General features: G+C 68.4%; 25 protein-coding genes. 18 read left to right on the forward strand and 7 right to left on the reverse strand.

The features are described from left to right. The first annotated feature begins 131 nt into the window (after positions 1 to 131). Entirely contained in the window at positions 132 to 257 is a 126-nt protein-coding gene (locus tag H7I41_RS04875; RefSeq protein ID WP_264011440.1) for a hypothetical protein, read from the forward strand. A gap of 451 nt (positions 258 to 708) precedes the next feature. Here H7I41_RS04875 and H7I41_RS04880 read toward each other — a convergent pair whose 3' ends face one another. Both H7I41_RS04880 and H7I41_RS04885 read right to left on the reverse strand, forming a co-directional pair. Continuing rightward, complete coding sequence (locus tag H7I41_RS04880; protein WP_264011441.1) at positions 709 to 993, reverse strand: DUF4242 domain-containing protein; 285 nt, start codon at positions 991 to 993, stop codon at positions 709 to 711. Positions 994 to 1,036: 43 nt separating this feature from the next. After that, the gene (locus H7I41_RS04885; RefSeq protein ID WP_264011442.1) at positions 1,037 to 3,847 is read right to left on the reverse strand and encodes a helix-turn-helix transcriptional regulator; all 2,811 of its coding nucleotides are present in this window, start codon (positions 3,845 to 3,847) and stop codon (positions 1,037 to 1,039) included. A 932-nt stretch (positions 3,848 to 4,779) separates the two neighbouring features. On the opposite strand from H7I41_RS04885, the gene H7I41_RS04890 reads away from it, so the two are divergent. The 5 genes from H7I41_RS04890 (at position 4,780) to H7I41_RS04910 (ending at position 9,366) form a co-directional block, all read left to right on the forward strand. Continuing rightward, complete coding sequence (locus tag H7I41_RS04890) at positions 4,780 to 5,946, forward strand: hypothetical protein (protein ID WP_264011444.1); 1,167 nt, start codon at positions 4,780 to 4,782, stop codon at positions 5,944 to 5,946. A 46-nt stretch (positions 5,947 to 5,992) separates the two neighbouring features. After that, the gene (locus H7I41_RS04895) at positions 5,993 to 6,532 is read left to right on the forward strand and encodes a hypothetical protein (protein ID WP_264011445.1); all 540 of its coding nucleotides are present in this window, start codon (positions 5,993 to 5,995) and stop codon (positions 6,530 to 6,532) included. Between the two features lie 159 nt (positions 6,533 to 6,691). Then, positions 6,692 to 7,291 (forward strand): L-lysine exporter, encoded by a 600-nt coding sequence (lysE, locus tag H7I41_RS04900; RefSeq protein WP_264011446.1) that lies wholly within the window; start codon positions 6,692 to 6,694, stop codon positions 7,289 to 7,291. Between the two features lie 173 nt (positions 7,292 to 7,464). Continuing rightward, positions 7,465 to 8,397, forward strand: coding sequence for a LysR family transcriptional regulator (locus H7I41_RS04905; RefSeq protein WP_264011447.1), 933 nt, complete (start codon positions 7,465 to 7,467; stop codon positions 8,395 to 8,397). 171 nt (positions 8,398 to 8,568) lie between these two features. Further along, entirely contained in the window at positions 8,569 to 9,366 is a 798-nt protein-coding gene (locus tag H7I41_RS04910; protein WP_264011448.1) for an SDR family oxidoreductase, read from the forward strand. Between the two features lie 13 nt (positions 9,367 to 9,379). On the opposite strand, the gene H7I41_RS04915 is transcribed toward H7I41_RS04910, so the two are convergent. Then, positions 9,380 to 9,811 (reverse strand): STAS domain-containing protein, encoded by a 432-nt coding sequence (locus H7I41_RS04915; protein ID WP_264011449.1) that lies wholly within the window; start codon positions 9,809 to 9,811, stop codon positions 9,380 to 9,382. Between the two features lie 316 nt (positions 9,812 to 10,127). Here H7I41_RS04915 and H7I41_RS04920 point away from each other — a divergent pair, with 316 nt between their 5' ends. From H7I41_RS04920 to H7I41_RS04965, 10 genes are all read left to right on the forward strand, one after another. Further along, on the forward strand, positions 10,128 to 10,400 hold the full coding sequence (locus tag H7I41_RS04920) for an EF-Tu/IF-2/RF-3 family GTPase (RefSeq protein WP_264011450.1): 273 nt from the start codon (positions 10,128 to 10,130) through the stop codon (positions 10,398 to 10,400). A 156-nt stretch (positions 10,401 to 10,556) separates the two neighbouring features. Beyond that, positions 10,557 to 11,693 (forward strand): YeiH family protein, encoded by a 1,137-nt coding sequence (locus H7I41_RS04925; protein ID WP_264011451.1) that lies wholly within the window; start codon positions 10,557 to 10,559, stop codon positions 11,691 to 11,693. Between the two features lie 16 nt (positions 11,694 to 11,709). Continuing rightward, positions 11,710 to 12,663, forward strand: a complete 954-nt coding sequence (locus tag H7I41_RS04930; RefSeq protein WP_264011452.1) for an ABC transporter substrate-binding protein — start codon at positions 11,710 to 11,712, stop codon at positions 12,661 to 12,663. Positions 12,664 to 12,675: 12 nt separating this feature from the next. Then, the gene (locus H7I41_RS04935) at positions 12,676 to 13,356 is read left to right on the forward strand and encodes a queuosine precursor transporter (protein ID WP_264011453.1); all 681 of its coding nucleotides are present in this window, start codon (positions 12,676 to 12,678) and stop codon (positions 13,354 to 13,356) included. 74 nt (positions 13,357 to 13,430) lie between these two features. Beyond that, positions 13,431 to 14,102 carry a 5-oxoprolinase subunit B family protein gene (locus H7I41_RS04940; protein ID WP_264011454.1) on the forward strand — a complete coding sequence of 224 codons (672 nt, stop codon included), beginning with the start codon at positions 13,431 to 13,433 and terminating at the stop codon, positions 14,100 to 14,102. A gap of 10 nt (positions 14,103 to 14,112) precedes the next feature. Next, positions 14,113 to 15,000: a 5-oxoprolinase/urea amidolyase family protein gene (locus H7I41_RS04945; protein WP_264011455.1), complete on the forward strand. Its 888-nt coding sequence runs from the start codon at positions 14,113 to 14,115 to the stop codon at positions 14,998 to 15,000. Between the two features lie 46 nt (positions 15,001 to 15,046). After that, the gene (locus H7I41_RS04950; RefSeq protein ID WP_264011456.1) at positions 15,047 to 15,604 is read left to right on the forward strand and encodes a GNAT family N-acetyltransferase; all 558 of its coding nucleotides are present in this window, start codon (positions 15,047 to 15,049) and stop codon (positions 15,602 to 15,604) included. Positions 15,605 to 15,710: 106 nt separating this feature from the next. Then, positions 15,711 to 17,111, forward strand: coding sequence for a nitrate/nitrite transporter (locus tag H7I41_RS04955; RefSeq protein ID WP_264011457.1), 1,401 nt, complete (start codon positions 15,711 to 15,713; stop codon positions 17,109 to 17,111). A gap of 34 nt (positions 17,112 to 17,145) precedes the next feature. Then, positions 17,146 to 18,294 carry a uroporphyrinogen-III synthase gene (locus tag H7I41_RS04960; protein WP_264011458.1) on the forward strand — a complete coding sequence of 383 codons (1,149 nt, stop codon included), beginning with the start codon at positions 17,146 to 17,148 and terminating at the stop codon, positions 18,292 to 18,294. After that, a complete protein-coding gene (locus tag H7I41_RS04965) occupies positions 18,291 to 18,986 on the forward strand; it encodes a sirohydrochlorin chelatase (protein WP_264011459.1) in 696 nt (231 codons plus the stop codon). Before H7I41_RS04960 ends, H7I41_RS04965 begins: the two co-directional genes overlap by 4 nt. 16 nt (positions 18,987 to 19,002) lie before the next feature. On the opposite strand, the gene H7I41_RS04970 is transcribed toward H7I41_RS04965, so the two are convergent. The 4 genes from H7I41_RS04970 to H7I41_RS04985 all read right to left on the reverse strand — a co-directional run bounded on the left by H7I41_RS04970 (position 19,003) and on the right by H7I41_RS04985 (position 23,655). Next, positions 19,003 to 19,731, reverse strand: a complete 729-nt coding sequence (locus H7I41_RS04970) for an ANTAR domain-containing protein (RefSeq protein WP_264011460.1) — start codon at positions 19,729 to 19,731, stop codon at positions 19,003 to 19,005. Positions 19,732 to 19,787: 56 nt separating this feature from the next. Beyond that, the gene (gene nirD, locus H7I41_RS04975) at positions 19,788 to 20,162 is read right to left on the reverse strand and encodes a nitrite reductase small subunit NirD (RefSeq protein ID WP_264011461.1); all 375 of its coding nucleotides are present in this window, start codon (positions 20,160 to 20,162) and stop codon (positions 19,788 to 19,790) included. After that, positions 20,159 to 22,732 (reverse strand): nitrite reductase large subunit NirB, encoded by a 2,574-nt coding sequence (nirB, locus tag H7I41_RS04980; RefSeq protein ID WP_264011462.1) that lies wholly within the window; start codon positions 22,730 to 22,732, stop codon positions 20,159 to 20,161. Before nirB ends, nirD begins: the two co-directional genes overlap by 4 nt. Before the next feature lie 164 nt (positions 22,733 to 22,896). After that, positions 22,897 to 23,655, reverse strand: coding sequence for an isocitrate lyase/PEP mutase family protein (locus H7I41_RS04985; RefSeq protein WP_264011463.1), 759 nt, complete (start codon positions 23,653 to 23,655; stop codon positions 22,897 to 22,899). Positions 23,656 to 23,763: 108 nt separating this feature from the next. On the opposite strand from H7I41_RS04985, the gene H7I41_RS04990 reads away from it, so the two are divergent. Next, positions 23,764 to 24,060 (forward strand): Rv0250c family protein, encoded by a 297-nt coding sequence (locus tag H7I41_RS04990; protein WP_264011464.1) that lies wholly within the window; start codon positions 23,764 to 23,766, stop codon positions 24,058 to 24,060. Positions 24,061 to 24,157: 97 nt separating this feature from the next. Then, a complete protein-coding gene (sdhC, locus tag H7I41_RS04995; RefSeq protein WP_264011465.1) occupies positions 24,158 to 24,979 on the forward strand; it encodes a succinate dehydrogenase subunit SdhC in 822 nt (273 codons plus the stop codon). Positions 24,980 to 24,983 lie beyond the last annotated feature (4 nt).

Below are 24,983 nucleotides of genomic sequence, written 5' to 3' on the forward strand. Positions count from 1 at the left end.
ACCTCACGCGCCGGAACGGGTCGAAAGTGCACAGTCATTCAATGAGCGTGCGCAGACGGGCCGTCGCGCCCCAACGTTGCCGCACCTCTAGCAAGGAAGCGGGATACCCGTGAATAGGTCTGTGCCGCACCGTGAATCCCGAATCCCAGACCCCACGGGGGGACGCGGAGGAGGCGATGCCGCTGCTGGCGCCGGTGGCGGCGGGACTGGCGCCACGGCGGGTGCGGGCGGCGGCGGTGACGGTGCCGGCTCGATGACACCGGGCGGTCCGCCAGCGATCGGCGCCGGCGCCACGTTACCGACACCGCTCCATGGAAATGCCAACGGGCCCAGACCGATCACTAACACCGCGCCTGTCAGGAATGTCCGACTCGCACATGTACTCATCACCATGTCGGGAAGTTAACATGCGCCTTGGGCCAGCCACATGAGGCGTTCACCTCATAAATGGGCATCAATGGCGGGGCCCGAGTCTGCTCTCAGCCAGGAACTCCGGTGCGAACGAGAAGGCGCGCTCCCTGTAGGTTCCCATTTTTCCTGTCACCTGCCGACCCGTTGACCTGCGAGGATGCGGTTTGTCCCAGGCGGTGTCATTCGGGGTTTGTCCCAAGTTCGTTTCATTTCCTGTAGCGGTGGGCGACTGGCCCCGAGAATCAGCGCCGGGGGGGTGACTATCGACTCATGGCTCACGGCGTCCCGCTCACGTCATCAACAGCCGGGTTGTAGTCGGGCGTGGCGCTCAGCGAAGTCGGCCCGCGCTCGGACGGCTGTTATGCGGTCGGCCGGCCATCCGGCGCGGCGGCACACTTGCGAGACGGTGTCGGCGGATTGTGCTTCGAAGATGCTGTAGAGCATCTCGTCGGCGAGTGCAGCGACGGTGACGAGCAGCCGGACCGGATGTTCGTTGCTGTGCGTTCGTGCCGCCTCGACGAGTTGACCGGCGAATGGTCCGAAGGTGTCGTCGGTGAGGGCGGGTTGATACCACTCCGCCATGAAGCAATCTTCCGGCGGCGCAGGGGTTGACATGCCCTAAACGCTATGTCGTCGGATCCCCGCGCGAATCAGTGTTTACCCTGGCATCTTTATGAAGCCGCGCGTAGAGCTGCGACCGGGACTTGATACCGAGCTTGCGGTAGACGGTGCTCAGATTCGCCTCCACTGTCTTCGTGGAGAGGAACAACTCGGCGGCGATCTCCTTATTCGCCATACCTCCCGCGGCGCGTCGGGCGACGCGTTCTTCAGCGGGCGACAGGCCGACCTCGGGTGCAGTTTTGGCTGTGAGCCGGTCGAGTTCAGTTTGTGCGCGCCTGGCCCATAGCGGCGCGTCGATCGCCTCGAAGGTGCGCAGTGCCTCGGAGAGCACCGCTGTGGCGGCGGCTCGGCGACGTCGGCGTCTGTGCAGCTGCCCGAGAACCATTTGTGTGCGGGCCTTTTCGAACGGCATGGGCAAGTGGTGGTGGTGGCTCAGCGCCGAAGTGGCCGCGTCTTCGGCGGAATCCAGATCGCCCCGCGCGGCGTGACACAGTGCTCGCCCGCGGGCGCCGACGGCGAGCATCCAAGAACGCTGCAACCGAGCACCTTCCTCTTCAAGGATCGTGACGAGGGCCTCGGCTTCATCGATACGGCCGAGTCCGCTCAGCGCCTCCACCGCATCGGGAAGCCAGCCCGCACGCATCGACTCACAGCCCAAATTCGGATCGAAATCCTCCATTAGCGGCTGCATCAGGTTCACTGCTGCCGCGTGATCGCCCAGTGTGACGTGCAGGAACCCTAGGGTGGTGCGTGGCGCCACGGCGAGGAAGCGGCCACCGGAGTCCTCGGCGATCTGGACCGCTGACGCCGCCGACGCCTTGGCGCCCTCGACGTCGCCAAGGTAGGACGCCACCGCGGCGCCGCAGGTGAGAGCGAAGAGGCGAGCTTGGTGGCCGCCGATCTGCTCGGCGCGCTGCGCCATCTCTTCGGTGATGCGGGCAGCTCCCCGGTAGTCGCCGGCTGCGATCTTGGTCATCGTTGCGTGCTGGTCCACCCAGAGAATGTCCAACTCGCTGCCACGCTGAACGCATTGCTCCCGGATCACGTCTAACCGGGTGCTTGCGCTGGCGACGTCGCCCATCCATGCGGCAACGACCGCGGCGATGGCATCGGCCTGCAGGTGAACATGCACCGCGGTGGCATCGCCCTGCAGTTCTTGTGCCCTGCGCAGTGCGTCGAGTGCGGATGGGTCCCCGCAGTTGAAGGCGAGCAGCGCCCACATCGTCAGGGCTTGACTGTGCGCCGTGGCGTCACCGAGTCGCTCGGCCAACGCGACGGCGTCGCGTGCATGCCCTAGCGCCTCCACGTCGCGACCGGTGATTGCGACCGTGGGGGCGAGCAGCATCAACCCCTGCAGCTGAAGTGCCGGCACCTCGCCCGTCTCTGCCACCCCGGCGGCCAGACCCTCGACCGCGGCGGTGAAACTGCCGTCGTAACCGTCGATCGCGCCGTGCAGCAGGGTTGCCGACCCCCGCAGGACTCCGGGCGGCAGCGTGTGGCGGATCTGATCGAGGTGATGACGGGCCGCGCTGATCGATCCGGCCTCGAAGTGGCGTTGGGCGAGAATGATTCGACGCACCGGGGTATCGCCACCGAGATTGATGGCCAGCTCTAGGAGCTCAGCGGCCGCTGCCGGCGCGCCTTGGGAGCGGGTGACGGCCGCCGCGGCGTCCAGCGCATCCAGGGTGTCGGTGTCCGCCGTCGTTGCGGCCGACGCCAGGTGGCGGGCCCGCAACTCCGGGGCAGAGAGAACCTCGGCCAGTCGTCGGTGCATCTCCCGGCGTTGACCCGGCGCGGCACCGGTGTACACACCGGTGGCCAACAGGGGATGCGAGAACCGGATGCGGTTGCCCGCGATGACGACGATCCGTTCCGCCGCGCCCTTCTCGAGCAGCGTCAGCACTTCGTGTTCGGTGTGACCGGTGGCCCGGGCGACGACAGCCACCGTGGGTGCGGGCGTGCAGGCGGCCGCCAGCAGCACCTGCTCGGTCTCCGCGTCGACGCCGCGTATCCGTTCGCGGACGAGCGCGGCCAACGTATCGGGGAGCTCGTCGGTGAGCCCACGGCCGTCGGCGGCGGCGCGTGCCAGTTCGATGGCGTAGAGCGGATTCCCGCCGGAGATCTCGTGGATCCGCCTCATCGTCGGACGGGGCAGGACGTGACCGAGGCGATGCGCGACGAGGGCGTGCACGCCGCCGAGGGTGAGCGGTGTCATCCGTAATCGGCTCACGACCTCGGGCCCCGTCAACCTGCTCCACGCGAGCATGGTCTCCGAGTTCGGCTCGCCAGTGCGCATCGTGACCAGAACGCCCACAGGCCCCGTCAAGCGTCGAGCGGCGAAGCGCACCGCCATCGCACTCGAGGTGTCCAGCCACTGAACATCGTCAATGGCGACGAGAACGGGCGCGCTCTTCGCCAACTCGTGCAGCACGCTGCGGAACGCCGCCGCGGCTGCCCGTTCGTCCATCGCCGGGCCGGTCGACCCGCGCAGCAATACCCGGTTCAGGGCGTCCCGCTGCACCAGGGGAAGCCGCGCGATAACGGCCGGATCGACCTCAGCGAGCAGATCAGCCAGAACCGCGAAAGTCAGGCTCACCTCGCCGGGATCGCCGCGCGCAGTCAGCACCTGAAAACCTCGGGCGGCTGCCTCGTCGCAACTCTGCTGCCACAGCGTGGTCTTACCGATGCCCGCGTCGCCGTCGACGATCAAACCTGTCGATCTGGTAGCCGCCTCCTGCAGAAACGTCAGGACCGGCTGGATTTCGCGCTGTCGGAGCACGCCTCGGGGACTCTGCGAGACGAACGCTTCAGTCATCCGGGCTCCGTCGACCGATCAAAAGACCGCTTGCGCCCGCCCGTCACTGCCCCGACGGAGAACGCCCCTGCAACTGTCCGCTTCGGACAATCGGGCGCAGAAGTGACGGTCATGGGCAAAGGATTGCAGCTGACGGTTGAGCCCACCACCCGTATCAGTTCCACACGTCGCGACATGCTTGTGAAGGCAATCAACGCTGGGGCTTCGTTCGCGAAACATCGATGCTCAGCCGACACGGCGGATGCACGTGAACCCGATATCTCGCGGCACCGCTCCGCTTAGTCCGATGCAGCTGGCGCGCTATCACCCTTGGCCTTTGAAGGCGCCTTCGTCACCGCGGCTGCGCTCAGTACGTTGCCACCCTGCTTAGGCAGTCAGTACATGCCGCAAACGCCAGGGTTTTCCCTGTATCGCTCCAGGGATGCTCGCGCAAGACTTCGAGCAGCCCTTGGGACCCGCTCATGGCCTGCAGGAGATGAGGTGAGTGATGATCCGTCGTTTGAGCCGCCTGGCCCGCGCGGTGCGCCCCGGCCGCTGAGCCGTTCGTCGAAGTTCATATTCGCTGAAAGGAGGTGCACCATGATCCGTCGTCTGAGCCGTCTGAGCCGCGCTGCGCGCGTCGGCCGCTGAGCGTTCGTTCGCAGACCGAAACCGTCGAGGAGGTGAGCCATGATTCGTCGTCTGAGCCTCTCCCGCCCGATGCGCGTCCGGTTCTTCGGCATGCAGGCCTAGCGGCCACATGCCCAAGTCCGGGTTGCATGTAGCCGTCGACGGTGCGGCAGTTGCGGGGGGACGCCAGAAAACGTTCCCCTGCAACACCCAATTCGGTATCTGCGTGTGTGCGCACTCACTGCGCAGTCGGAAGTAGCGAGGAGGCGGCAGTGGTTCGAATGGCTCATGGCACCGAATATCGGGTGAGTAGGCGCGGTCTGGTGATCGCTGAGCCCTCAGGGCAGACGGTTTTATTTGAGCATCCGCGGGCCGCGCAGCTTCCGCAGTTCCTGTCTGATGACCCCACTCCAGCGGACCTGGCGATTCGTCTCGGCCCGCCGTTGGACGCAACAGTTGTCAGCGACCTCGTCGAGTTGGGGATCTTGGTGACCGACGATACTCGGCGGTCGACCGACGATGCGCCGCGATCGCGTGCTGTGCAGTGGACCCGGTCGGGGCTGATGATTCCCGGCATCGCGGCGCCAGCGCGCGTGCTGAATCGCGTCTTGACCCCATTCGTCAACTCCATCGCCGGCAAGGCAACACTCGCCGCGATCATGGTGGCCGGTGTGCTGTCGCTTCTTGCGGGCCGTCCCGATGTTCCACCAGTCAGCACGCAACCCGCCCTCGAGGTGGCGCTGATGCTGGCGCTCGGTCTTGCAGCGACGATTGCCCATGAGTTGGCGCATGCGGTCGTGCTGGTCCACTACGGCTGTCCGCCGCGCCGCGCCGGGTTCGGCTTCTACTGGGGAGCGGTGTCGTTTTTCGTCGACTCGACGCCGGCCCTGACTCTGCCGCGGCGGGCACGGGTCATACAAGCGTTGGCAGGGCTCGCTGTCGATGCCGTCACCGTGTGCGTTCTCGCCATCGCCGCACAACTCGCCGAGTCCCCAATCTGGGCGATCGTGTGTTGGCGCCTGGCGATATTGCTGCTCGTCGAGATCGGCATCAACCTCGCTCCGGTCCTGCAGGTCGACGGGCACTGGGCCCTCGCTGATTGGCTCGACGAACCCGACCTCGCACCCCGAGCCCGTCGCGCCTTGGGCGCCGCCCTGCGCGGTCGACCGCTTGGCGGGCAACGCGGTCTCGCCGTCTACGGCGCCGCAAGTCTCGCCGCGGGCCTAGCTCTTCTCAGCGCCATGGCAGCCACATACTGGGCGACCACAGCCGACCTCATCATTGCCCTGTTCTCGGGTAACCCCTTCGACATCGTGCTCGGCCTCTACTACGTGGCGCCCATCGCGCTGGGACTCTTTCTCAGCATGGCCGGTCTCATCGTCGAACCGATCCTTGGTGCCGCGCAAGCAACATCGACACCTCGTCGACAACAGACACGCGCACAGAAGAACGAGGAGGTCTGCGATGACATCAGTGAGATCACGCGGTAAATGCAAGGCGAGTCGTCGCCGGCTGGCAGCCGTCGGTGTCGCCGCCATGGCCGTCGCAACGGCCGGCTGCGCCGAAACACAAGCCATCGATATGTCGCCTGCCCAACAAGACGCCAGCTTGCGAACGCAGCTGACCACTCCCGATGAGGTGCACCGGTGGTTCACCACTGTCGCAGGATTGACTTGCGCCGGTGACATCCTAGTTTTCGCACTGTGCACAGCATCCGACACCAGCCAGTGGCATCTGAAATGGGCATCGGCTGGTGACGGAGACGCCGCGCTGTTGTCCTCCGATTGCGCAACCGGACGCGTTCAAGACGGCGGCCGCGCGATCAGCGATGGAAAGGCGTGGACCCTGCGTCCCACGCGCGACGATCAAGCAGTGGCCGCATTTGGGGACGAGTTGTACCGCAGGGGTTTACAGGAAGTTCATGCCAGTTCTTACTGCGCAACCGGACGCCTACCTCACAAGATGCAGGTGGCTCCAAATGCCGTCGAAGTCGCTGGCGGGTGTCTCGACGTGCGTGACGCCGAATCGAACGACGGCGAATGGGCATACGTAATCACAGCCAAATCTCATAAGTGACCTCGGCATGACATCTCAATTGGGATTATGACACCGAGATTGGGAACCTACACTCCCTACTGGAGCCCTCAGACTTGGGTCTCTCCGCATAAGCCAGGCTAATGCAGCCACAGAATCATTAGCTGTTCTGCGACAGCCTAACCCCGTACCGTCAACCGCATGGCCACCCCCGTCGTCGTCGGATTCCTCGCCTCGTTCACGCTGATCGCCGCCATCGGCGCGCAGAACGCGTTCGTGCTGCGCCAGGGCATCCGTCGCGAGCACGTCGCGGCCGTGGTGGCACTGTGCACGGTGTCCGACATCGTGCTGATCGCGGCGGGCATCTCCGGCTTCGGCGCACTGATCAACGCCCACCCCGCCGCGGTCGACGTCGCCCGTTACGGCGGCGCCCTGTTCCTCGGCGGCTACGGGCTCCTCGCCGCGTGGCGCGCATGGCGTCCGGCGGGGCTCACCCCCGCCGAGAAGGGACCCGCCCGCCTCGTCGATGTGCTGATCACCTGCGCCGCAATGACATGGCTCAACCCGCACGTCTACCTCGACACCGTGGTGCTGCTCGGCGCACTCGCCAACGAACACCGCGACGACCGCTGGCTGTTCGGCGTCGGCGCCGTCACCGCGAGCGCCGTGTGGTTCGTCGGCCTGGGACTCGGGGCCCGCCGGCTGGCCGGGCTGTTCGCATCGGCCGCGACGTGGCGCATCCTCGACGGCCTGATCGCCGTCGTGATGATCGCGCTCGGTATCACCGTCGCCATCGGCTGAAGAGCCGTCCGACGTTCCGACCACGCTGATTCTTGCGTTCCCGCGTCGAACACCGCAGACCAGGGCATCGGCCGACGCCGACAGTGACGTCTCGGCCCCCTCGGTAAGAACCCTTCTGCCAGCATGAGAATCGCTGCACCCCCAGCCGCCCCTTCACCGCTACGAGGTCCCCGATGCTCGACCTACGCCGGATGATGCTGTTGAACGACCTCGCCGACCTCGGTACGGTGTCCGCCGTCGCCGAGCGTCGTCACATCACCAGTTCTGCTGTCTCACAACAACTCCGTGTGCTCGAAGAAGAAGCGGGCGCGACCTTGTTCCGGCGCGACGGCCGCACCCTGGGTTTGACCCGCAGCGGTCAGGTGCTGGCCGAACACGTCCGGCGGGTGGTGGCCGCGGTGGACGAGGCCATGAGTGCCGTCGCCGCGAGCCGTGACCGCGTCTCCGGCCACGTCGCGGTCGCCGCGTTCAACATGGGCATCCCGACGCTGGCCGCACCGATGATGCAGCGGATGAGTGCCGAGGAACCCGAGCTAACCGTGCAGGTGCAGCAGCAGGACAGTGACGCTGCGCTGCGCCTGCTGCGCCAGGGCGAGATCGACGTCGCCATCACGTGTCACTACGACTTCGGCGGTCAGCAGCTTGCCGGTGGCCTCGTCACCGAGGCACTGCTGCTCGAGCCACTCGTGCTGCTGGCGTCGACCGAGGATCATCCCAGGATCCGTACCGGCGGGCTCGCGGCACTCGCCGACGGCCCGTGGGTGAGCGGGCCGCGGAACTCCGGACTCGACGCCGCGTTGCGCCACGCGTGCGAGTCGGTGGGCTTCACCCCGCAGGTGGAGCATCGGCTCGTCGGCGCGCAGAACATCTGCGATCTGGCCGCGACCGGGACGGCGTCGGCGCTGGTGCCCGCGCTGTCGGTACCCGTGCCGTTGCGGCAGCTCGTCGTCGCCGACCTCGATCTGGGCGGGCGCACCATCAGCGCGGTGGTCCGCAACGGCAGGCAGTACGACCCGAACGTATCGGCCGTCCTGCGCGCGCTGCGGTCGATCGCCGCCGCCGCCCTGCCCACCCCCGCCCCTGCTGGGCTGAGCGCCGCATCGTGACCCTCAGCCGGACGCGAAAACTCCTGGCTGAGCCCAGGGCGGCGGCGTAACGTCGGAGGTGACCTGGAGCCCATCCGATCGGTTCTCCCTAGCGCCGAGAAGACGGGCTCCAGGCCCTTGTCCGGCGACGGTCGGACGTTTGCGAACGGCCTCCATGGGCCACAATCTCGTATGCGCAGCAACAGGGCCGTGTTCATCACCGGCGCCGCGGCGGGAATCGGACGCACCACAGCGCTAACGTTCGCCGCCCGCGGGTACACCGTCGGTGGCTACGACGTCGACGGGACGGGCCTCAAGTCGCTGGCCGACGAGATCGGCGGTCGCGGCGGCACCGTCGTGACCGGTCACCTCGACGTCACCGACCCCGACGAGATGGCGCAGCGGGTGGAGGAGTTCGTCGTCGCCGCCGGCGGACGGCTCGACGTGCTGATCAACAACGCCGGGGTGATGGCGGCCGGGCGGTTCGAGGACATCGACGTCGCACGGCATCTCAAGGAGATCGACATCAACGCGAAGGGCGTCGTCAACGGCCTGCACGCGGCGTTCCCCTACCTTCGTTTCACACCCCGGTCGACGGTCGTCAACCTCGCGTCGGCCTCGGCCATCTACGGTCAGGCCGAACTCGCCAACTACAGCGCCACCAAGTTCTTCGTCCGCGGCCTGACCGAGGCGCTCGACCTAGAATGGAACCGCTACGGCATCCGGGTGATCGCGATGTGGCCGCTCTACGTGCAGACCGCGATGACCGACGACGTCACCACCGGCACCACCCGGTCACTCGGCATCCGGCTCACCGCCCAGGACATCGCCGACTCCATCGTCGAGGCCGTCGAACCACCGCTGCTGCGGCGGGCGATCCACCAGGTGCACTACGCCGTCGGTTCGCAGACCAAGGTGCTCGCCACCGGCGCACGGTTCTCGCCGGCGTGGCTGACGCGGCTGGTGAACAAGCGGCTGGCGGGCTCCTGAGGCAGGAGCCGGCTCAGCAGCGGGTGCGGTCACGCGCGACAACAGGCGGCCGGCACGGCGGCGTCACCCGTGAGTGCGCCGATTCAGCGGAATCCACGATCGGTACCAACCGGCTCTGCGCACCCAAGTTCGTGTAGGGCCGAAGCGCCGGGCCGTCGACCACCACGCACAACAGACCGGCCTCGCCATACTGGTCGGCGACCGCGAACAGCGCCCGAAATGCCGAGACCCCGAGGAACTCGAGCTTGCTCAGATCGAGTATCAGCGGAGTGCGCATGGAAGTGAACCTGCGCAGAGTCGCGGTGACCTGGTCGAGGTTCGACGCGTCGACCCAGCCGCCCAGCATGACCACGACCGCAGAACTCGACGCCTGCGACTCCAGCCGCGCACCTCCGCAGTGCAGCACGTGTGCCTGCCGGTGCCGAAGTATCGGACCCGTTCTCATCGCACTGTCGATACACACCAGAAGCCTCCGGACCACTCGTCGATGTCTCACACGGCACGACAGCGGGTCGTGAGGTGGGGGCCAACCCGGTGCTGACCGTAGGTGGCGCTTTCCCCGACGTCAATTTAGCCGAACGCGGGGGCACAGACAGGCTGACCGGATGGCGCAACAATCCGGCTGCGGCGGTGTCTGGGTCTGTGCCACAACGCTATTGAGGATATCGGCCGCCTACGTCACCAGTCTGATCGTTCGCTCACTGACCTGTCCGACCACGATCCGCTTCGCGATCTGGCTACCCTCGGTAGCGTCGGGGACCGTGTTCTCCATGACTGTGCAGGACGTGTTCGCGATCCGGCGGCGCGGCGTCGTCGCCCACGGCGTCATCGACAGCGGGACGGTGCGCGTCGGCGACGTCGTCCGCATCGGTGGCGGCGTGTCCGCCCCCATCGACGCCATCGAGGTCGTCCGCAAACCGGTCGACGAGGCCGGCGCGGGCGACACCGTCGGCCTCTTGTTCAGAGGCCTCGAGAGCGGCCAGATCACACAGGGCGCCGTGCTCACCTCGGACGGCACCCAGTTCCTCGTCTGACCTGATGGGTTGGATTCGCGCTGATCGCAACCGGCGTCGACCGCCCGGAACGCAGGTAGGTTGCCAACCCATGAATGAGGACTGGCTCGCCGTCATCGTCGGCCTGGCGCTGCTCGCGCTCGTGCTCGCCGGCGCGATCCCGGGCAGCGTGATCCCGTGACCGAGCAGGCCACCGAGGAGGAGTACGCGGGCGAGGAACGCCGCGACAACCGGACCTCCTCGGCTGGCATCGGCTACGCCGTCGCCGGTGTGCTCGTGGTGCTGGCGCTGGGCGCCCTGACCCGCTTCTTCGAGGCGCAGGTGCCGCAGTGGGCGGACGGGACTCCGTTCGAGCGTGTCGCCAAGTCCATCGAATTCCCGGTGTACGCCATCGCATTCGGCCTGCTGGGCAATGCGGTGCTGAGCAGGCTGGCACTGCGTGACGCGCTGTCGGCCGGGTTCCGCACCGAGTTCTTCATCAAGACCGGGCTGGTACTGCTCGGCGCGTCGATCAACCTCAAACTCCTCGTCACCGCCGCGGGCCCGGCCATCATCCAGGCCCTGCTGCTGATCTCGATCGTCTTCGGCTTCACCTGGTGGCTCGGCGGCCGGCTCGGGCTGGAGGACAAGCTGCGGGCACTGCTCGCGTCGGCCGTGTCGATCTGCGGGGTCAGCGCGGCGATCGCGGCGGCGGGTGCGGTGCAGGCCAAGCGCGAGCAACTCGCCTACGCCGCATCGCTGGTCATCGCCTTCGCGCTGCCGTCGATCTTCCTGCTGCCCTGGCTGGCCGGCGAGTTCGGGCTGTCCGACGCCGTCGCAGGCGCATGGATCGGCGGCAACATCGACACCACGGCCGCGGTGGCGGCCTCCGGTGCGATCGCCGGCGAGGACGCGTTGCAGATCGCCACCATCGTCAAGACCACACAGAACGCGCTCATCGGCATCGTGGCGATCGCCCTGACGGCCTACTTCGCACTCAAGGTCGAACGGCGCAGCGCCGAGGACGCCCGGCCCACCCTCGGCCAGTTCTGGGAGCGGTTCCCCAAGTTCGTGCTCGGCTTCATCGCCGCGTCGGTGATCGGCACGCTGTACCTGCAGTGGGGCGGCGATAAGGCCGCCATCACCACGGTCAACGATCTGCGGACCTGGTTCCTGATCTTCGCGTTCGTCGCGATCGGCCTGGAGTTCTCGCTGAAGGGGCTGCGAGAAGCCGGATGGCGGCCGGTCGCGGTGTTCGCCTCGGCCACCGTGGTGAACATCGTCGTCGCGCTCGGCCTTGCGCTGGTGTTGTTCGGCAACTTCGAGGTCGGCTAGCGGTTAGGCTCGGCCGGTGCGCACGGCCTGGTCGAGGCGCGGCTTCCTGGCCTCCGCCGGGGTCGCGACACTGGTGGCCGCGTGCGGCTCCGACAAACCGGGCACCGTCGCGAAGGACGGGTCCGTCACCGTCACCCACGCCTTCGGCGAGACCCGCATTCCGGCCCCGCCCACCCGCGTCGTCAGCGCGGGCCTCACCGAACAGGACGACCTGCTCGCCCTCGGCGTGGTGCCCGTCGCGGTGACCGAGTGGTTCGGCGCGGAACCGTTCGCCGTCTGGACGTGGGCCCGGCCCCGGCTCGGCGCCGCCCAGCCCGTGGTGCTCAGCCTCGCCGACGGCCTGCAGATCGAGCCGATCGCGGCACTGAAGCCCGACCTCATCGTGGCCACCAACGCCGGGCTCGACGCAGACACCTACACCCGGCTGTCCGAGATCGCACCGACCATCGCGCAGTCCGGACCGGCCGCATTCTTCGAGCCGTGGAAGGAGCAGGCCACCGTCATCGGCCAGGCCGTCTTCAAGGCCGACGACATGGCCGGCCAGATCGGCGCGGTCGATGAGAAATTCACCGCCGCGGGGCAGAACAATCCCGAGTTCGGCGGCAAGAAAGCCATCCTGCTGCGCGGCACGCTTTACCGCGACAGCGCGCAGGCCACGGTGCCCGGCTGGCGCACCGAGTTCCTCACCGCGCTCGGATTCACCGTCCCCGACGTGCCCGCCCTGATCCCGCGCGACCAGATGGCGTCCGTTCTCGACGCCGCGGACGTGCTGATCTGGACCACCGAGAGCGACGAGGAACAGGCCGCCCTGCTGGCCGACCCCGCGGTCGCGGGGCTGTCGGCCACGTCACGCAACCGCCACGTCTTCACCGGGCGGGAACTCGCAGGCGCCATCGCCTTCGCCTCGCCACTGTCCTACCCACTGGTCGCCGACCAGCTCCCACCGCGGCTGGCGGCCGCACTGTCCTGAGACACTGTTCGGGTGACCAGCACCGATCTCGACCACCGCGGTTCCGCCAGCATCGGCTCGGCCTACTACCCGACGCTGCTGGCCGTCTTCACCGGACTGGTGCTGATCTCGAACGTGGCCGCCACCAAGGGGGTGGCGTTCGGACCGCTGCTCACCGACGGGGGCTTCCTCGTCTTCCCCCTCACCTACGTCATCGGCGACGTGCTCAGCGAGGTGTACGGCTTCCGTGCGGCGCGCCGCGCGGTGTTCGTCGGCTTCGCGATGCAGGCCCTGGCGGTGCTGGTGCTGTGGCTCACGGTGCGGCTGCCCGCCGCCCCCGACTACGCCAACCAGGACGCGCTGGCCAGCACCGTCGCGTCGATCACCGGACTGGCGATCGCCGGCCTCGGCGGCTTCCTCGCCGGCCAGATGGTCAACGCCTACCTCGTCGTCTGGATCAAGCAGCGCACCAAGGAAGGCCACCTGTGGGCCCGGCTGCTCGGCTCGACGGTGGTGGGCCAGTTCTGCGACACCCTGGTGTTCTGTGCGATCGCGGCGCCGATCATCGGATTCGGCAACATGAATTCCTTCGCCGTCTACGCGGCGCTCGGCTGGCTGTACAAGACCGCGGTCGAGGCGGCGCTGCTGCCCGTCACCTACCGCGTCATCGGCGCCATCAAGCGCCGCGAACCGACCTACCAGCCAGCCGTATGAGCGAGCGTTAAGGCTCTTCTGGCAACTTGTACAAAGTTCGCCCGCGGGACGCTACTCGGCGGTAGCTTGTGCAAATGACAGTGGCAGCAGAGTCATATCAGCGGATGGCCCTCGGCACCGTGCACGACTATGGCGATCGAGCACTTTTACTTGACTTCGACGATATCTCTGAGGTTTTGGCGTGGGCCGCCGCGATCCACCACGCCGATCTGCCCGGTGTCCTCGACGTCGTTCCCGGCGCACGCACCGTGCTGGTCACGCTCGCCGGGCCGCGGTACCAGGCCCCCACCCGGCAACGCCTCGCAACGCTTCAGCCGGACCGGTCGGAGGTGGCAGCCGACGCTGCGGACCGCCGGGCCGACGTCGTCATCGACGTCGTCTACGACGGCCCCGATCTCGAGGAGGTGGCGCGCCTGACCGGGCTCGACACCGCTGCGGTGGTGGCGGCCCACACCGGCACGCTGTGGCGTGTCGGCTTCAGCGGTTTCGCGCCGGGATTCGCCTACCTCGTCGGCGGGGACGACCGGCTGCACGTACCGCGCCGGAGCGAGCCACGGACCAAGGTGCCCGCCGGGTCGGTCGGCCTGGCCGGCGAGTTCAGCGGCGTCTACCCGCGCCAGTCCCCCGGCGGCTGGCAGCTGATCGGCCGCACCGCCGAGGGTCAGGCCGCGCTCTGGGACATCGACCGCGACGAACCCGCCCTGCTGACGCCGGGCAAGTGGGTCGAGTTCCGGTCCGTCGACTAGGAGGCACGCGATGACCACCACGCTGGAAATCCTGCGAACAGGGCCGCTGGCGCTGGTCGAGGACCTGGGCCGGCCCGGCATGTCCCACCTGGGCGTGTCGCGCTCCGGAGCTGCCGACCGCCGCTCCCACACCCTGGCCAACCGCCTGGTGGCCAACCCGAACGACCGGGCGACCGTCGAGATCACCCTCGGCGGCCTCACCGCCAGGGTGCACGGCGGCGACGTCGCCATCGCGGTGACGGGCGCCGACGCCGACCCGTCGGTGAACGGTAAGCCGTTCGGCACCAACAGCATTCACTATGCGCACGACGGCGACGTGATCTCGCTGGGCGTCCCGTACTGCGGCCTTCGCAGCTACCTCGCCGTGCGCGGCGGCATCGACGTCACGCCCGTGCTTGGCTCCCGGAGCTACGACGTGATGTCGGCGATCGGACCGACCCCGCTGCGACCCGGCGACGTGCTGCCGGTCGGCGAGCACACCGCCGACTTCCCCGAGCTGGACCAGGCGCCGGTCGCCGCAATCGACGACGACGTGCTCGAACTGAGGGTCGTGCCCGGCCCGCGTGACGACTGGTTCACCAACCCCGACGTGCTGGTGCGCACCAACTGGCAGGTCACCAAACACAGCGACCGGGTGGGGATCCGGCTCGTCGGCATGCCGCTCGAGTACCGCAATACCGACCGCCAGCTGCCCAGCGAGGGCGCGACCCGTGGCTCGATCCAGGTGCCGCCCAACGGTTTTCCCGTCATCCTCGGACCCGACCATCCGGTGACGGGCGGCTACCCCGTCATCGGTGTGGTGTGTGGCGACGACATCGACAAACTCGCGCAGATCCGGCCGGGCCAGACGCTGCGGCTGCACTGGGCGCGGCCACGCCTGCCGTTCGGCGCCGGGTGAACCGCTGACCCGTGTGCGCCGGCGCGCATCCTGGTAGAACAACTGTGTGCACACCGTGGTCCACACCGCGCGCCTGGTCCACACCGCCGACCTCGACGCCGAGACGCGCGACCGCGCCCATCGCATGGTCGTGGACGCCTTCCGCGGCGATCCGGACGGTGACTTCGACGACGACGACTGGGAACACGCGCTCGGCGGGATGCACGCCCTCATCTGGCACCACGGCGCGATCGTCGCCCACGGCGCAGTGGTGCAGCGCAGGCTCATCTACCGCGACACCCCACTGCGCTGCGGTTACGTCGAAGCGGTCGCGGTGCACGAGGACTGGCGGGGTCGCGGGCTGGGCAGCGCGGTGATGGACGCCGTCGAACAGGTGATCCGGGGCGCCTACCAGGTCGGCGCGCTGGGTTCCTCGGACTTGGCCCGCGACATGTACGTCTCGCGCGGCTGGCTGCCGTGGCAGGGCCAGACGTCGGCCCTGACGCCGACCGGGACCGTCCGCACGCCCGATGACGATGACGGCGTGTTCGTGCTCCCGGTGTCCGTCGAACTGGACCGCTCCGCCGACCTGATCTGCGACTGGCGCGCCGGCGACGTCTGGTGAGCCCGGGGTGACCTCACAGAGCCCGAACCCCGTGGGTGAGTGGAATTTCACGCACGAGTCATCACGGAGCGCTTTCGGGTAACGCAGTGTTCCTAGCGTGTGCGCCATGCCGCATCGCATCACCGACTGGGATCCCGAGGACGTCGTCGCCTGGGAGGCCGGCAACAAGCACATCGCCCGCCGCAACCTGATCTGGTCCGTCGCCGCCGAGCACATCGGCTTCTCGATCTGGTCCATCTGGTCGGTGATGGTGCTGTTCATGCCCGAGAGCGTCTACGGCTTCTCGGCCGGCGACAAATTCCTGCTCGGCGCCACCGCCACCCTCGTCGGCGCCTGCCTGCGCATCCCCTACACGCTGGCCACCTCGACGTTCGGCGGCCGCAACTGGACGGTGTTCTCCGCATTCGTGCTGTTGATCCCCACAGTCGGCACGATGCTGCTGCTGGCCAATCCCGGCCTTCCGCTGTGGCCCTATCTGCTGTGCGCGGCGCTGGCCGGCTTCGGCGGCGGCAACTTCGCCTCGTCGATGACCAACATCAACGCGTTCTACCCCCAGCGGCTCAAGGGCTGGGCGCTCGGGCTCAACGCAGGCGGCGGCAACATCGGCGTGCCGATGATCCAGCTGGTGGGTCTGCTCGTCATCGCCGCCGCAGGCAACCGCCAGCCGTACTGGGTGTGCGCGGTCTACCTGGTGGCGCTGGCGATCGCGGGCATCGGCGCCGCCAGGTACATGGACAACCTCGAACAACACAAGATCGACTTCACCGCGATGAAAGACATTCTGCGCGAACGTGATACCTGGGTGATCTCGCTGCTCTACATCGGCACCTTCGGCTCGTTCATCGGTTTCGCCTTCGCGTTCGGCCAGGTGCTCCAGATCAACTTCGCCGCGGGCGGGCAGTCGCCGGCCGAGGCCTCGCTGCACGCCGCGCAGATCGCGTTCGTCGGCCCGCTGCTCGGCTCGCTGTCGCGGGTCTACGGCGGCAAGCTCGCCGACCGCATCGGCGGCGGACGGGTCACCCTCGCGGTGTTCGCCGGGATGATCCTGGCCGCCGGGCTGCTGGTGGCGATCAGCACGATGGACGACCACAGCGCCGGCGCGGCCACCGCGACCACCATGGCGGGCTACGTCGTCGGCTTCATCGCACTGTTCCTGCTGTCGGGAGTCGGCAATGGGTCGGTCTACAAGATGATCCCGTCGATCTTCGACGCCAGGAGCCGGTCGCTCGATCTCAGCGAGGCCGACCGGGTGAACTGGTCACGGGCGATGTCGGGCGCGCTGATCGGCTTCGCCGGCGCGGTCGGCGCGCTGGGCGGGGTGGGCATCAACCTCGCGCTGCGCCAGTCATACCTCAGCAGTGGGTCGGCGACCTCGGCGTTCTGGATCTTCGCGGTGTTCTACGTGGTGGCCTCCGTGGTCACCTGGGCGCGCTACGTGCGGCGTCCCGGCATGGCCGAGATCACCACAGATCGCGACGAGCGACATACCTCGGCAATGGCCGGGTAACCGTCCCGAAACACGAGCTGAATAGACAGAGAGCATGAGTGAGCCTGACTGGGCGCCGCTCACCGGCTTCCGGGTAGCGGTGACCTCCGCCCGCCGAGCCGACGAACTGGCCACGCTGCTGCGGCGGCGGGGCGCCACAGTGACGAGTGCCGCCGCCATCACGATGGTGCCGCTGCCCGACGACGACGAGCTGCGCTCGCACACCGAGGCGCTGATCGACGTACCGCCGGACATCGTCATCGCCACCACCGGCATCGGATTCCGCGGCTGGGTCGCGGCCGCTGACGGGTGGGGGCTGGCGAGCGAGCTCGTCGCCTCGCTCGGCAAGGCCCGCATCGTCTCCCGCGGACCCAAGGCCACCGGGGCCCTGCGCGCGGCAGGACTGCCCGAGGAGTGGTCCCCGGAGTCGGAATCCTCCCGCGAACTGGTGCACTACCTGGTCGAGGGCGGCATCGCCGGCATGCGCATCGCCGTGCAGCTGCACGGCGCCACCAACGACTGGGACCCCTTCCCCGAGTTCCTCGACGAGTTGCGAGCCGCCGGCGCCGAGGTGGTGCCGATCATGGTGTACCGCTGGTACCCGGCTCCCCGCGACGGCGAGTTCGACCAGTTGGTGGCGGGCATCGCCGACGAGAAGTTCGACGCCGTCAGCTTCACCTCCGCGCCCGCGGTGGCGTCGGTGCTCATGCGGGCCACCGAACTGGGCATCGCCGACCGGGTGCTGTCGGCGCTGCGCACCGACGTGCACGCGATGTGCGTCGGACCCGTCACCGCCCGACCGCTGGTGCGCCTCGGCGTGCCCACCTCCGCGCCGGAACGGATGCGCCTGGGTGCGCTGGCCCGCCACATCACTGACGAGCTGCCACTTCTGCAGTCACGAACCGTGAAGGTCGCCGGGCACGTGCTGGAGATCCGCGGCACCTGCGTGATGGTCGACGGCGTGGTCAAGTCACTCTCGCCCGCCGCCATGGCGACGATTCGCGCACTGGCACACCGGCCCGGAGACGTGGTGTCGCGCACCGACCTGCTCGACGCCCTGCCCGGCGGCGGCACCGACACCCACGCGGTGGAGACGGCCGTGCTGCGACTGCGAACTGCGTTGGGCGACAAGCACATCGTCTCGACCGTGGTGAAGCGCGGGTACCGGCTGGCGGTCGACGAGGGAATGGCGGCGGCCCGGTGAACCCCGCGGCCCACCTGGTGCTGGTGGCGCACGGCACCCGCAAGCAACGTGGCGTCGCCCTGGTGGGTGACATCGCCGAGCAGGTCGCCGCGACGCTGGGGCGACAGGTTCACGTCGCGTTCGTCGACGTGCTGGGACCCACGCCGGCCGAGGTCCTCCGGAGGTTGCCCGACGCACCGGCGCTCGTGGTGCCCGCGTTCCTGTCGCGCGGCTATCACGTCGGCGTCGACATCCCCGAACACGTGCATGCCAGCGGCCATCCGGACGTGACGGTCACCGACGCGCTGGGGCCCGATCCGCAGCTGATCCGTGTGCTGGCCGACCGCCTCATCGAATCAGGTTGGCAGCAGGGCGATTCGGTGGTGCTGGCCGCGGCGGGCACCTCGGACCCTGCGGCGCAACGCGACCTGCACACCACCGCGACGTGGCTGTCGGCGCTGACCGGGTCCCGCGTCGAGCTGGCCTTCGCCGCCACCGGCGAGCCGAGGGTGGCCGACGCGGTCGCCGATCTGCGCCGGCGCGGCCGACGCCGGGTGGTGGTGGCGTCCTATCTGCTGTCCGAGGGACTGTTCCAGGATCGACTGCGCGCCAGCGGCGCCGACGTCGTGACCGCCCCGCTGGGCACGCACCCGGGGCTGGTGCGCCTGATCGCCAGCCGGTTCCGGCGGGCGCGGGTGACGGTCCCGGCGTAGCGCTCGAACGGGGATGTCAGTTGACGTTGCCGGCGTCCTGCGGGCCGCCCGCGACGAGTAGCCGCGCCACCGACTCGATCGAGTCGTGCTGCTCCTTGGCCATCGCCACGAGCAACGAGTACGCCTGCGCGACGTCGGCGCCGAACTTTTCCATCAACAGCAGCTTCGCCTGGTTGATCACGTCCCTGCGGGCCGACCCGCGACGGGACTGCCCCGTCATCATCAGCCCGATGTGCCGCGCGAGCAGTTCGGCGGTTCCCTCGAGGCCGTCCTCGAGTCCGCCTGCGTTGTCCGCGTAGAGGTTCAGCGCCGCCCGGACCTCGCCGCCGAGGCACACCGGAACCGCCACCACCGCTCGTACCGGCGTGCTCACCATGGCCTGCCGGGCGAACGCCGGCCACCGGGTGTCGTCGGTCAGGTCGTCGGCGCGGTACGGCCGGCCGTCGTAGGCCGCACTGAGACTCGGGCCCTCGCAGACGCGGCGGGTGATGTTGTCCAGGACGAGCGGATGGCCGTCGGTGGCGGCCATCGACCGGATGAGGATGCCTTCCCCGATACAGGTGATGCCCGCGTGGTCGACAGCCGGCAGCAGGCGCACCGCCAGCATGGTGATGTCACCCAGCCGCTCGGTGTTGGCGCGGCGCTGACCGGTGTCGGCCATGAGCGCGATCGCGTCATCGATGCGCCTGCCGATGTCGCGGCGCTCCAGCGAAGGTCCGTCGACGCATTCACCACCCGGCGACATGCGGCGGAAGTACCCGCGCAGCGTGCAGGCAAACGTCAGATTTGGCGCGACCGTCGCTAGGCCGGTGCCACCTCGACGAACCCCTCGGCGGTGATCCGGGCGCGGTACACCGGCAGGGACGCCGCCGGATCGTCCAGACAGCTGCCGTCGTCGAACGCGAATGCCTGCTTCTTGATCGGCGACTGCACGGTGGCGCGGCCGGCCCGGTCGCCGACAATGCCGCGCGACATCACCGCGGCCCCGGAGAACGGGTCGATGTTGCCGACGGCGGCCAGCGTTCCGTCGTCCAGCCGGAAGAGCGCGACCTGGGAGCCGTCGGCGAGCAGCACGCCGACGCCCCGGTTCGGGATCAGGTAGTCGTACCGGCAGGCCGGCGTCCAGTCCGCGTCATGCTGCGGATCGCGTTCCCTGCGGTCGTCGATGAGCGTCATGTGGTCTCCTGCATGGGCTTGATCGTGGGCATTCCGATGGACACCGGCACCTTGCGACCGCCGTTCTCGGTGAACTCGACGGTCGGGTCGGGCACGTCCGGCGCGTTGACGAACGACACGAACCGCGACAGCTTGTCCGGGTCCTCGAGGACGCCCTTCCATTCGCAGGCGTAGCCGTCGACGTGGCGCGCGACGGCGTCCTCGAACTCGGCCGCCAGACCCAGCGAGTCCTCGCAGACCACCTCACGCAGGTGGTCCATCCCGCCGTCGAGCGCGTCGACCCACGGCGCGGTGCGCTGCAGCCGGTCGGCCGTGCGGATGTAGAACATCAGGAACCGGTCGATGTAGCGCACCAGGGTCTCGTCGTCGAGGTCTCCGGCGAGCAGTTGCGCGTGCTTGGGTGTCATGCCGCCGTTGCCGCCGACGTAGAGGTTCCATCCCGTCTCGGTGGCGATGACGCCGACGTCTTTGCCGCGCGCCTCCGCGCACTCGCGGGCACAGCCCGACACGCCCATCTTGATCTTGTGCGGGGACCGCAAGCCGCGGTAGCGGAGTTCGAGGTTGATGGCCATCTGCACCGAGTCCTGCTGACCGTAGCGGCACCAGTCGCTGCCCACGCAGCTCTTCACCGTGCGCAGCGACTTGCCGTAGGCCTGCCCGGACTCCATCCCGCCCTCGACGAGCCTGCGCCAGATGTCGGGCAGCTGATCGACCCGGGCGCCGAACATGTCGATGCGCTGGCCGCCGGTGATCTTGGTGTAAAGGCCGAAGTCGCGGGCGATCTCACCGATCAGGATCAGGTGCTCGGGCGTGATGTCGCCGCCCGGCACCCGCGGCACCACCGAATAGCTGCCGTTCTTCTGGATGTTGGCCAGGAAGTGGTCGTTGGAGTCCTGCAGTGACGCCTGCTCGCCGTCGAGGATGTGGTCGGAACTCGTCGACGCCAGGATCGAGGCGACCGTAGGTTTGCAGATGTCGCAACCCTTTCCGGTGCCGAAGCGTTCGATCAGGCCGGTGAAGGTGCGGATCGAGGTCGCGGAGACGATCTCGAAGAGCTCACTGCGCGACTGGCTGAAGTGCTCGCACAGCGCCTTGGACTGCTCGACGCCCTCGGCCTCCAGCAGCTGCTTGAGCAGCGGCACGCACGACCCGCACGACGTGCCCGCCTTGGTGCACGCCTTCAGCCCCGCGACGTCGCAGCAGCCGCCGGCGATGGCGCCGCTGATGTCGCCCTTGGTGACGTTGTTGCACGAGCAGATCTGCGCGGCAGGCGGCAGCGCGCCGACACCGAGTTGACCTGCGCCACCCTCGCTTCCGGCCGGTGCGATGAGGGCCATCGGGTCGCCGGGCAGCTCTTCGCCGACCATCGGCCGCAGCACCCCGTAGGCCGACGCGTCGCCGACCAGGATTCCGCCGAGCAGCGTCTTGGCGTCGTCGGAGAGCACCAGCTTCGCGTAGGTCTGGTTCACCGCGTCGTTGACGACGACCTCGAGGGACTTCGGGGTGCGGCCCATCGCGTCGCCGAAGCTCGCCACGTCCACTCCGAGCAGCTTGAGCTTGGTGGACAGGTCGGCCTCCGGGAACTCGGCCGCACCGCCGAGCAGTCGGTCGGCGACCACCTCGGCGCTGGTGTAGCCGGGGCCGACGAGTCCGTAGCAGCGGCCCTCGATGGCGGCCACCTCGCCGATCGCGAAGATGGCGGGATCGCGAGTGGCACAGGACAGGTCGGTCAGCACGCCACCGCGCTCGGCGAGCTCCAGCCCGGCGTCGCGGGCCAGTTCGTCGCGCGGCCGCACACCTGCGGCGAAGATGACCACCGCGGCGTCGATGAAGCTCCCGTCGCTCAGCGCCACCCGCATCGAGTCGTCCTCGGCGGAGCGCTTCAGCGGCCGGTTGCGCTGCGCCGGCCTGATCGACTCGGTGCCGACGTCGGTGTGCACCGTGATGCCCAGCTCGGTGATCATCCTGCCCAGCAGGGCGCCGCCCGCCTCGTCGAGCTGCTGCGCCATCAACCGCGGCGAGCGCTCCACGACATGGGCGTCCAGGCCGAAACCGCGCAGAGCGTTGGCAGCCTCGAGGCCCAGCAGACCGCCGCCGATCACCACACCCACCGGGGTGCGGCCGGTCTCGCGGGCCCGCACGGCGTCGGCGCGGATCGCGTCGAGGTCGTCGAGCGTGCGGTAGACGTGGCAGGCGGGCAGATCGCGGCCGGGCACCGGCGGCACGAACGCGTAGGAGCCCGTCGCGAGCACCAGGGCGTCGTAGCCGATCGTGGCGCCGTCGGCAGTGGTAACCGTCCGGGCGTCCCGGTCGATGGCGGTGACCGGGCTACCCAGCTTCAGCGTGACGCGGTCGTCGCCGGCGTAGTCGTTGCCGGGCAGCGCCAGCAGCGTGCGGTCCCAGTGTTCGGTGTAGGCGGTCAGCCCGACCCGGTCGTAGGCGGCGTCGGCCTCCTCGGCCACGACTGTGACCTGCCAGGTTCCTGCCTCGTCGCGCGCCCTGAGGGCCTCGACGAACCGGTGTCCGACCATGCCGTGGCCGACGACCACGACGTTCTTCGTTGACGGCATGTCCCGAGGCTAGGGAGCCGATATTGCCGCAATGTCGCCCTGTGTGACGCTGCCATCACGGTGTGCTCACGGGCAGCGGGGCGGGGGTGTGAGCCGGCCCGAGTGTGAACGTCACGACGTTTTCGGGCCGATTGCGTCGTGACGTTCACACTCGGCGCGAGCGGTCACTTCCAGCGGTCGAGCAACTCCTTGGCCCGCTTGGCCAGCGCGAACTGCAGGAACGGCCCGAAGCTGATCCGGGCGACGCCGAGCGGACCGAACGACGCCGGGTCGTCCTCGTCGGGCAGCCCGATCGCGTTGACCGGCAGCGGCAGCTCCGAGGTGAGCCGGCGCAGCGTGTCCGCGTCGTGGCGGCCCACCGGATAGAGCACGTCGGCGCCCGCCTGCGCGGCCTCGGTCAACCGTGCGACGGCCCGTTCGACGCGGTCGGCGTCATCGCCGTCCTTGCGCAGGAAGAGGTCCGTGCGGGCGTTGACGACGACGTGCACACCCGCGTCGTCGGCGGCCTTGCGCAGCGCGCCCACGAGTTCGGCGTGGTCGGCCGACGACCGCAGACGGCCACCCTCGGCGTGCACGGTGTCCTCGATGTTGAGTCCGACCGCGCCCACCCCGAGCAGTCCCTCGATCAGCCGCGTCGGCGCCTCCCCGTAACCGGACTCGATGTCCACCGACACCGGCACGTCGACGGCCTCGGTGATCTGCGCGACCCGGGTCAGCAGTTCGTCGAACGTCATGCCCTCGTTGTCGGCCCTGCCGATCGAGTCGGCCACCGGATGGCTGCCCACGGTCAGCGCCGCGAACCCCGCGTCCACAGCCAGCTTCGCCGACCAGGCGTCCCACACCGTCGGCAGGACGACCGGGTCACCTGGGCGGTGCAACGCCAGCAGCGCGTCCGCCCGCGTCTTCAGAATTTGCTTGTCCACCACGAAATCACTCCATCTGACGTGATCTGTCTCACGCCGCAGTCGGTGATGTGGCTAGCATCAATTGCGTAATGTGATTCACGACACCCTTCAGCCCAAGGAGGTCACTTGTCCAGCACAACCGAGTTCAGCGAGCTGCACGAACTCATCGGCGGCCTGCGCCGATGCGTCGCTTCGCTGGCGTCGAAGTACGGCGACTCGCCAGCGATGCGTCGCATCGTCAATGATGCCGAACGCATCCTCAACGACGTCGACCGCCTCGACATCGACGCCGAGGAGCTCGAGCTCGGTCGCGGGATGAGCCGCCACCACCACATCGGAGAGAAGATCGCCATCCCCGACACCCAGTACGACACCGAATTCTGGCGCGGCGTCGACGACGAGGGCCTCGGCGGCACCCGATGAGCCAGCGCTGGTGACATCTGCCCGCGCACCGCTTGAAACCCACCGCCGCGGGTAACCGCCCGGTTGGTCGACCTCGACAGATCTGCGAAAGGCAACAGTGAGCGCACCCACCGCCGACCGAGACGGCACCGGCGTCTTCTCATCGACACGCGCGGAGATCAAGCAGCGCACCCTGCGCACCGACCGCTGGTGGCAGTCACCGCTCGTCGTCGACCTGGGTTTCGCCGCATTCGTGATCTACGCGACGGTGCGGGCATTCCTGCAGCGGGACTACTTCGTCCCCGAGTACCACTACCTGACGCCGTTCTACTCACCGTGCATCAGCACCGGCTGCCTGCCCGAGGCGAGCGGTTTCTGGCCCCAGTTCGTGCCGGACTGGCCGATCTTCCCGTACGCGCTGCTGTCGCTGCCGTTCCTGCTGCTGTTCCGGCTGACCTGCTACTACTACCGCGGCGCCTACTACCGGTCGGTGTGGCAGGCGCCAACCGCCTGCGCCGTCGCCGAACCGCACGCCAAGTACACCGGCGAGACCCGCTTCCCGCTGATCATCCAGAACACCCACCGCTACTTCTTCTACATCGCGGCGCTCATCTCGGTGATCAACACCTACGACGCGATCATCGCCTTCCACTCGCCCAGCGGCTTCGGATTCGGCCTGGGCAACATCATTCTGGTGGTCAACGTGGTGATGCTGTGGGTCTACACGATCTCCTGCCACTCCTGCCGCCACGTCGTGGGCGGACGTCTCAAGCACTTCTCGAAACATCCTGTGCGCTACTGGCTCTGGACGAAGGTCAGCGTGCTCAACACCCGGCACAAGCTGTACGCCTGGATCACCCTCGGCACGCTGATGCTCACCGACTTCTACGTCATGCTGGTGGCCAGCGGCACGATCTCGGACCTGAGGTTCATCGGCTGAGATC

It is taken from the genome of [Mycobacterium] manitobense (genome assembly GCF_025821665.1).
Lineage (GTDB): Bacteria > Actinomycetota > Actinomycetes > Mycobacteriales > Mycobacteriaceae > Mycobacterium > Mycobacterium arseniciresistens.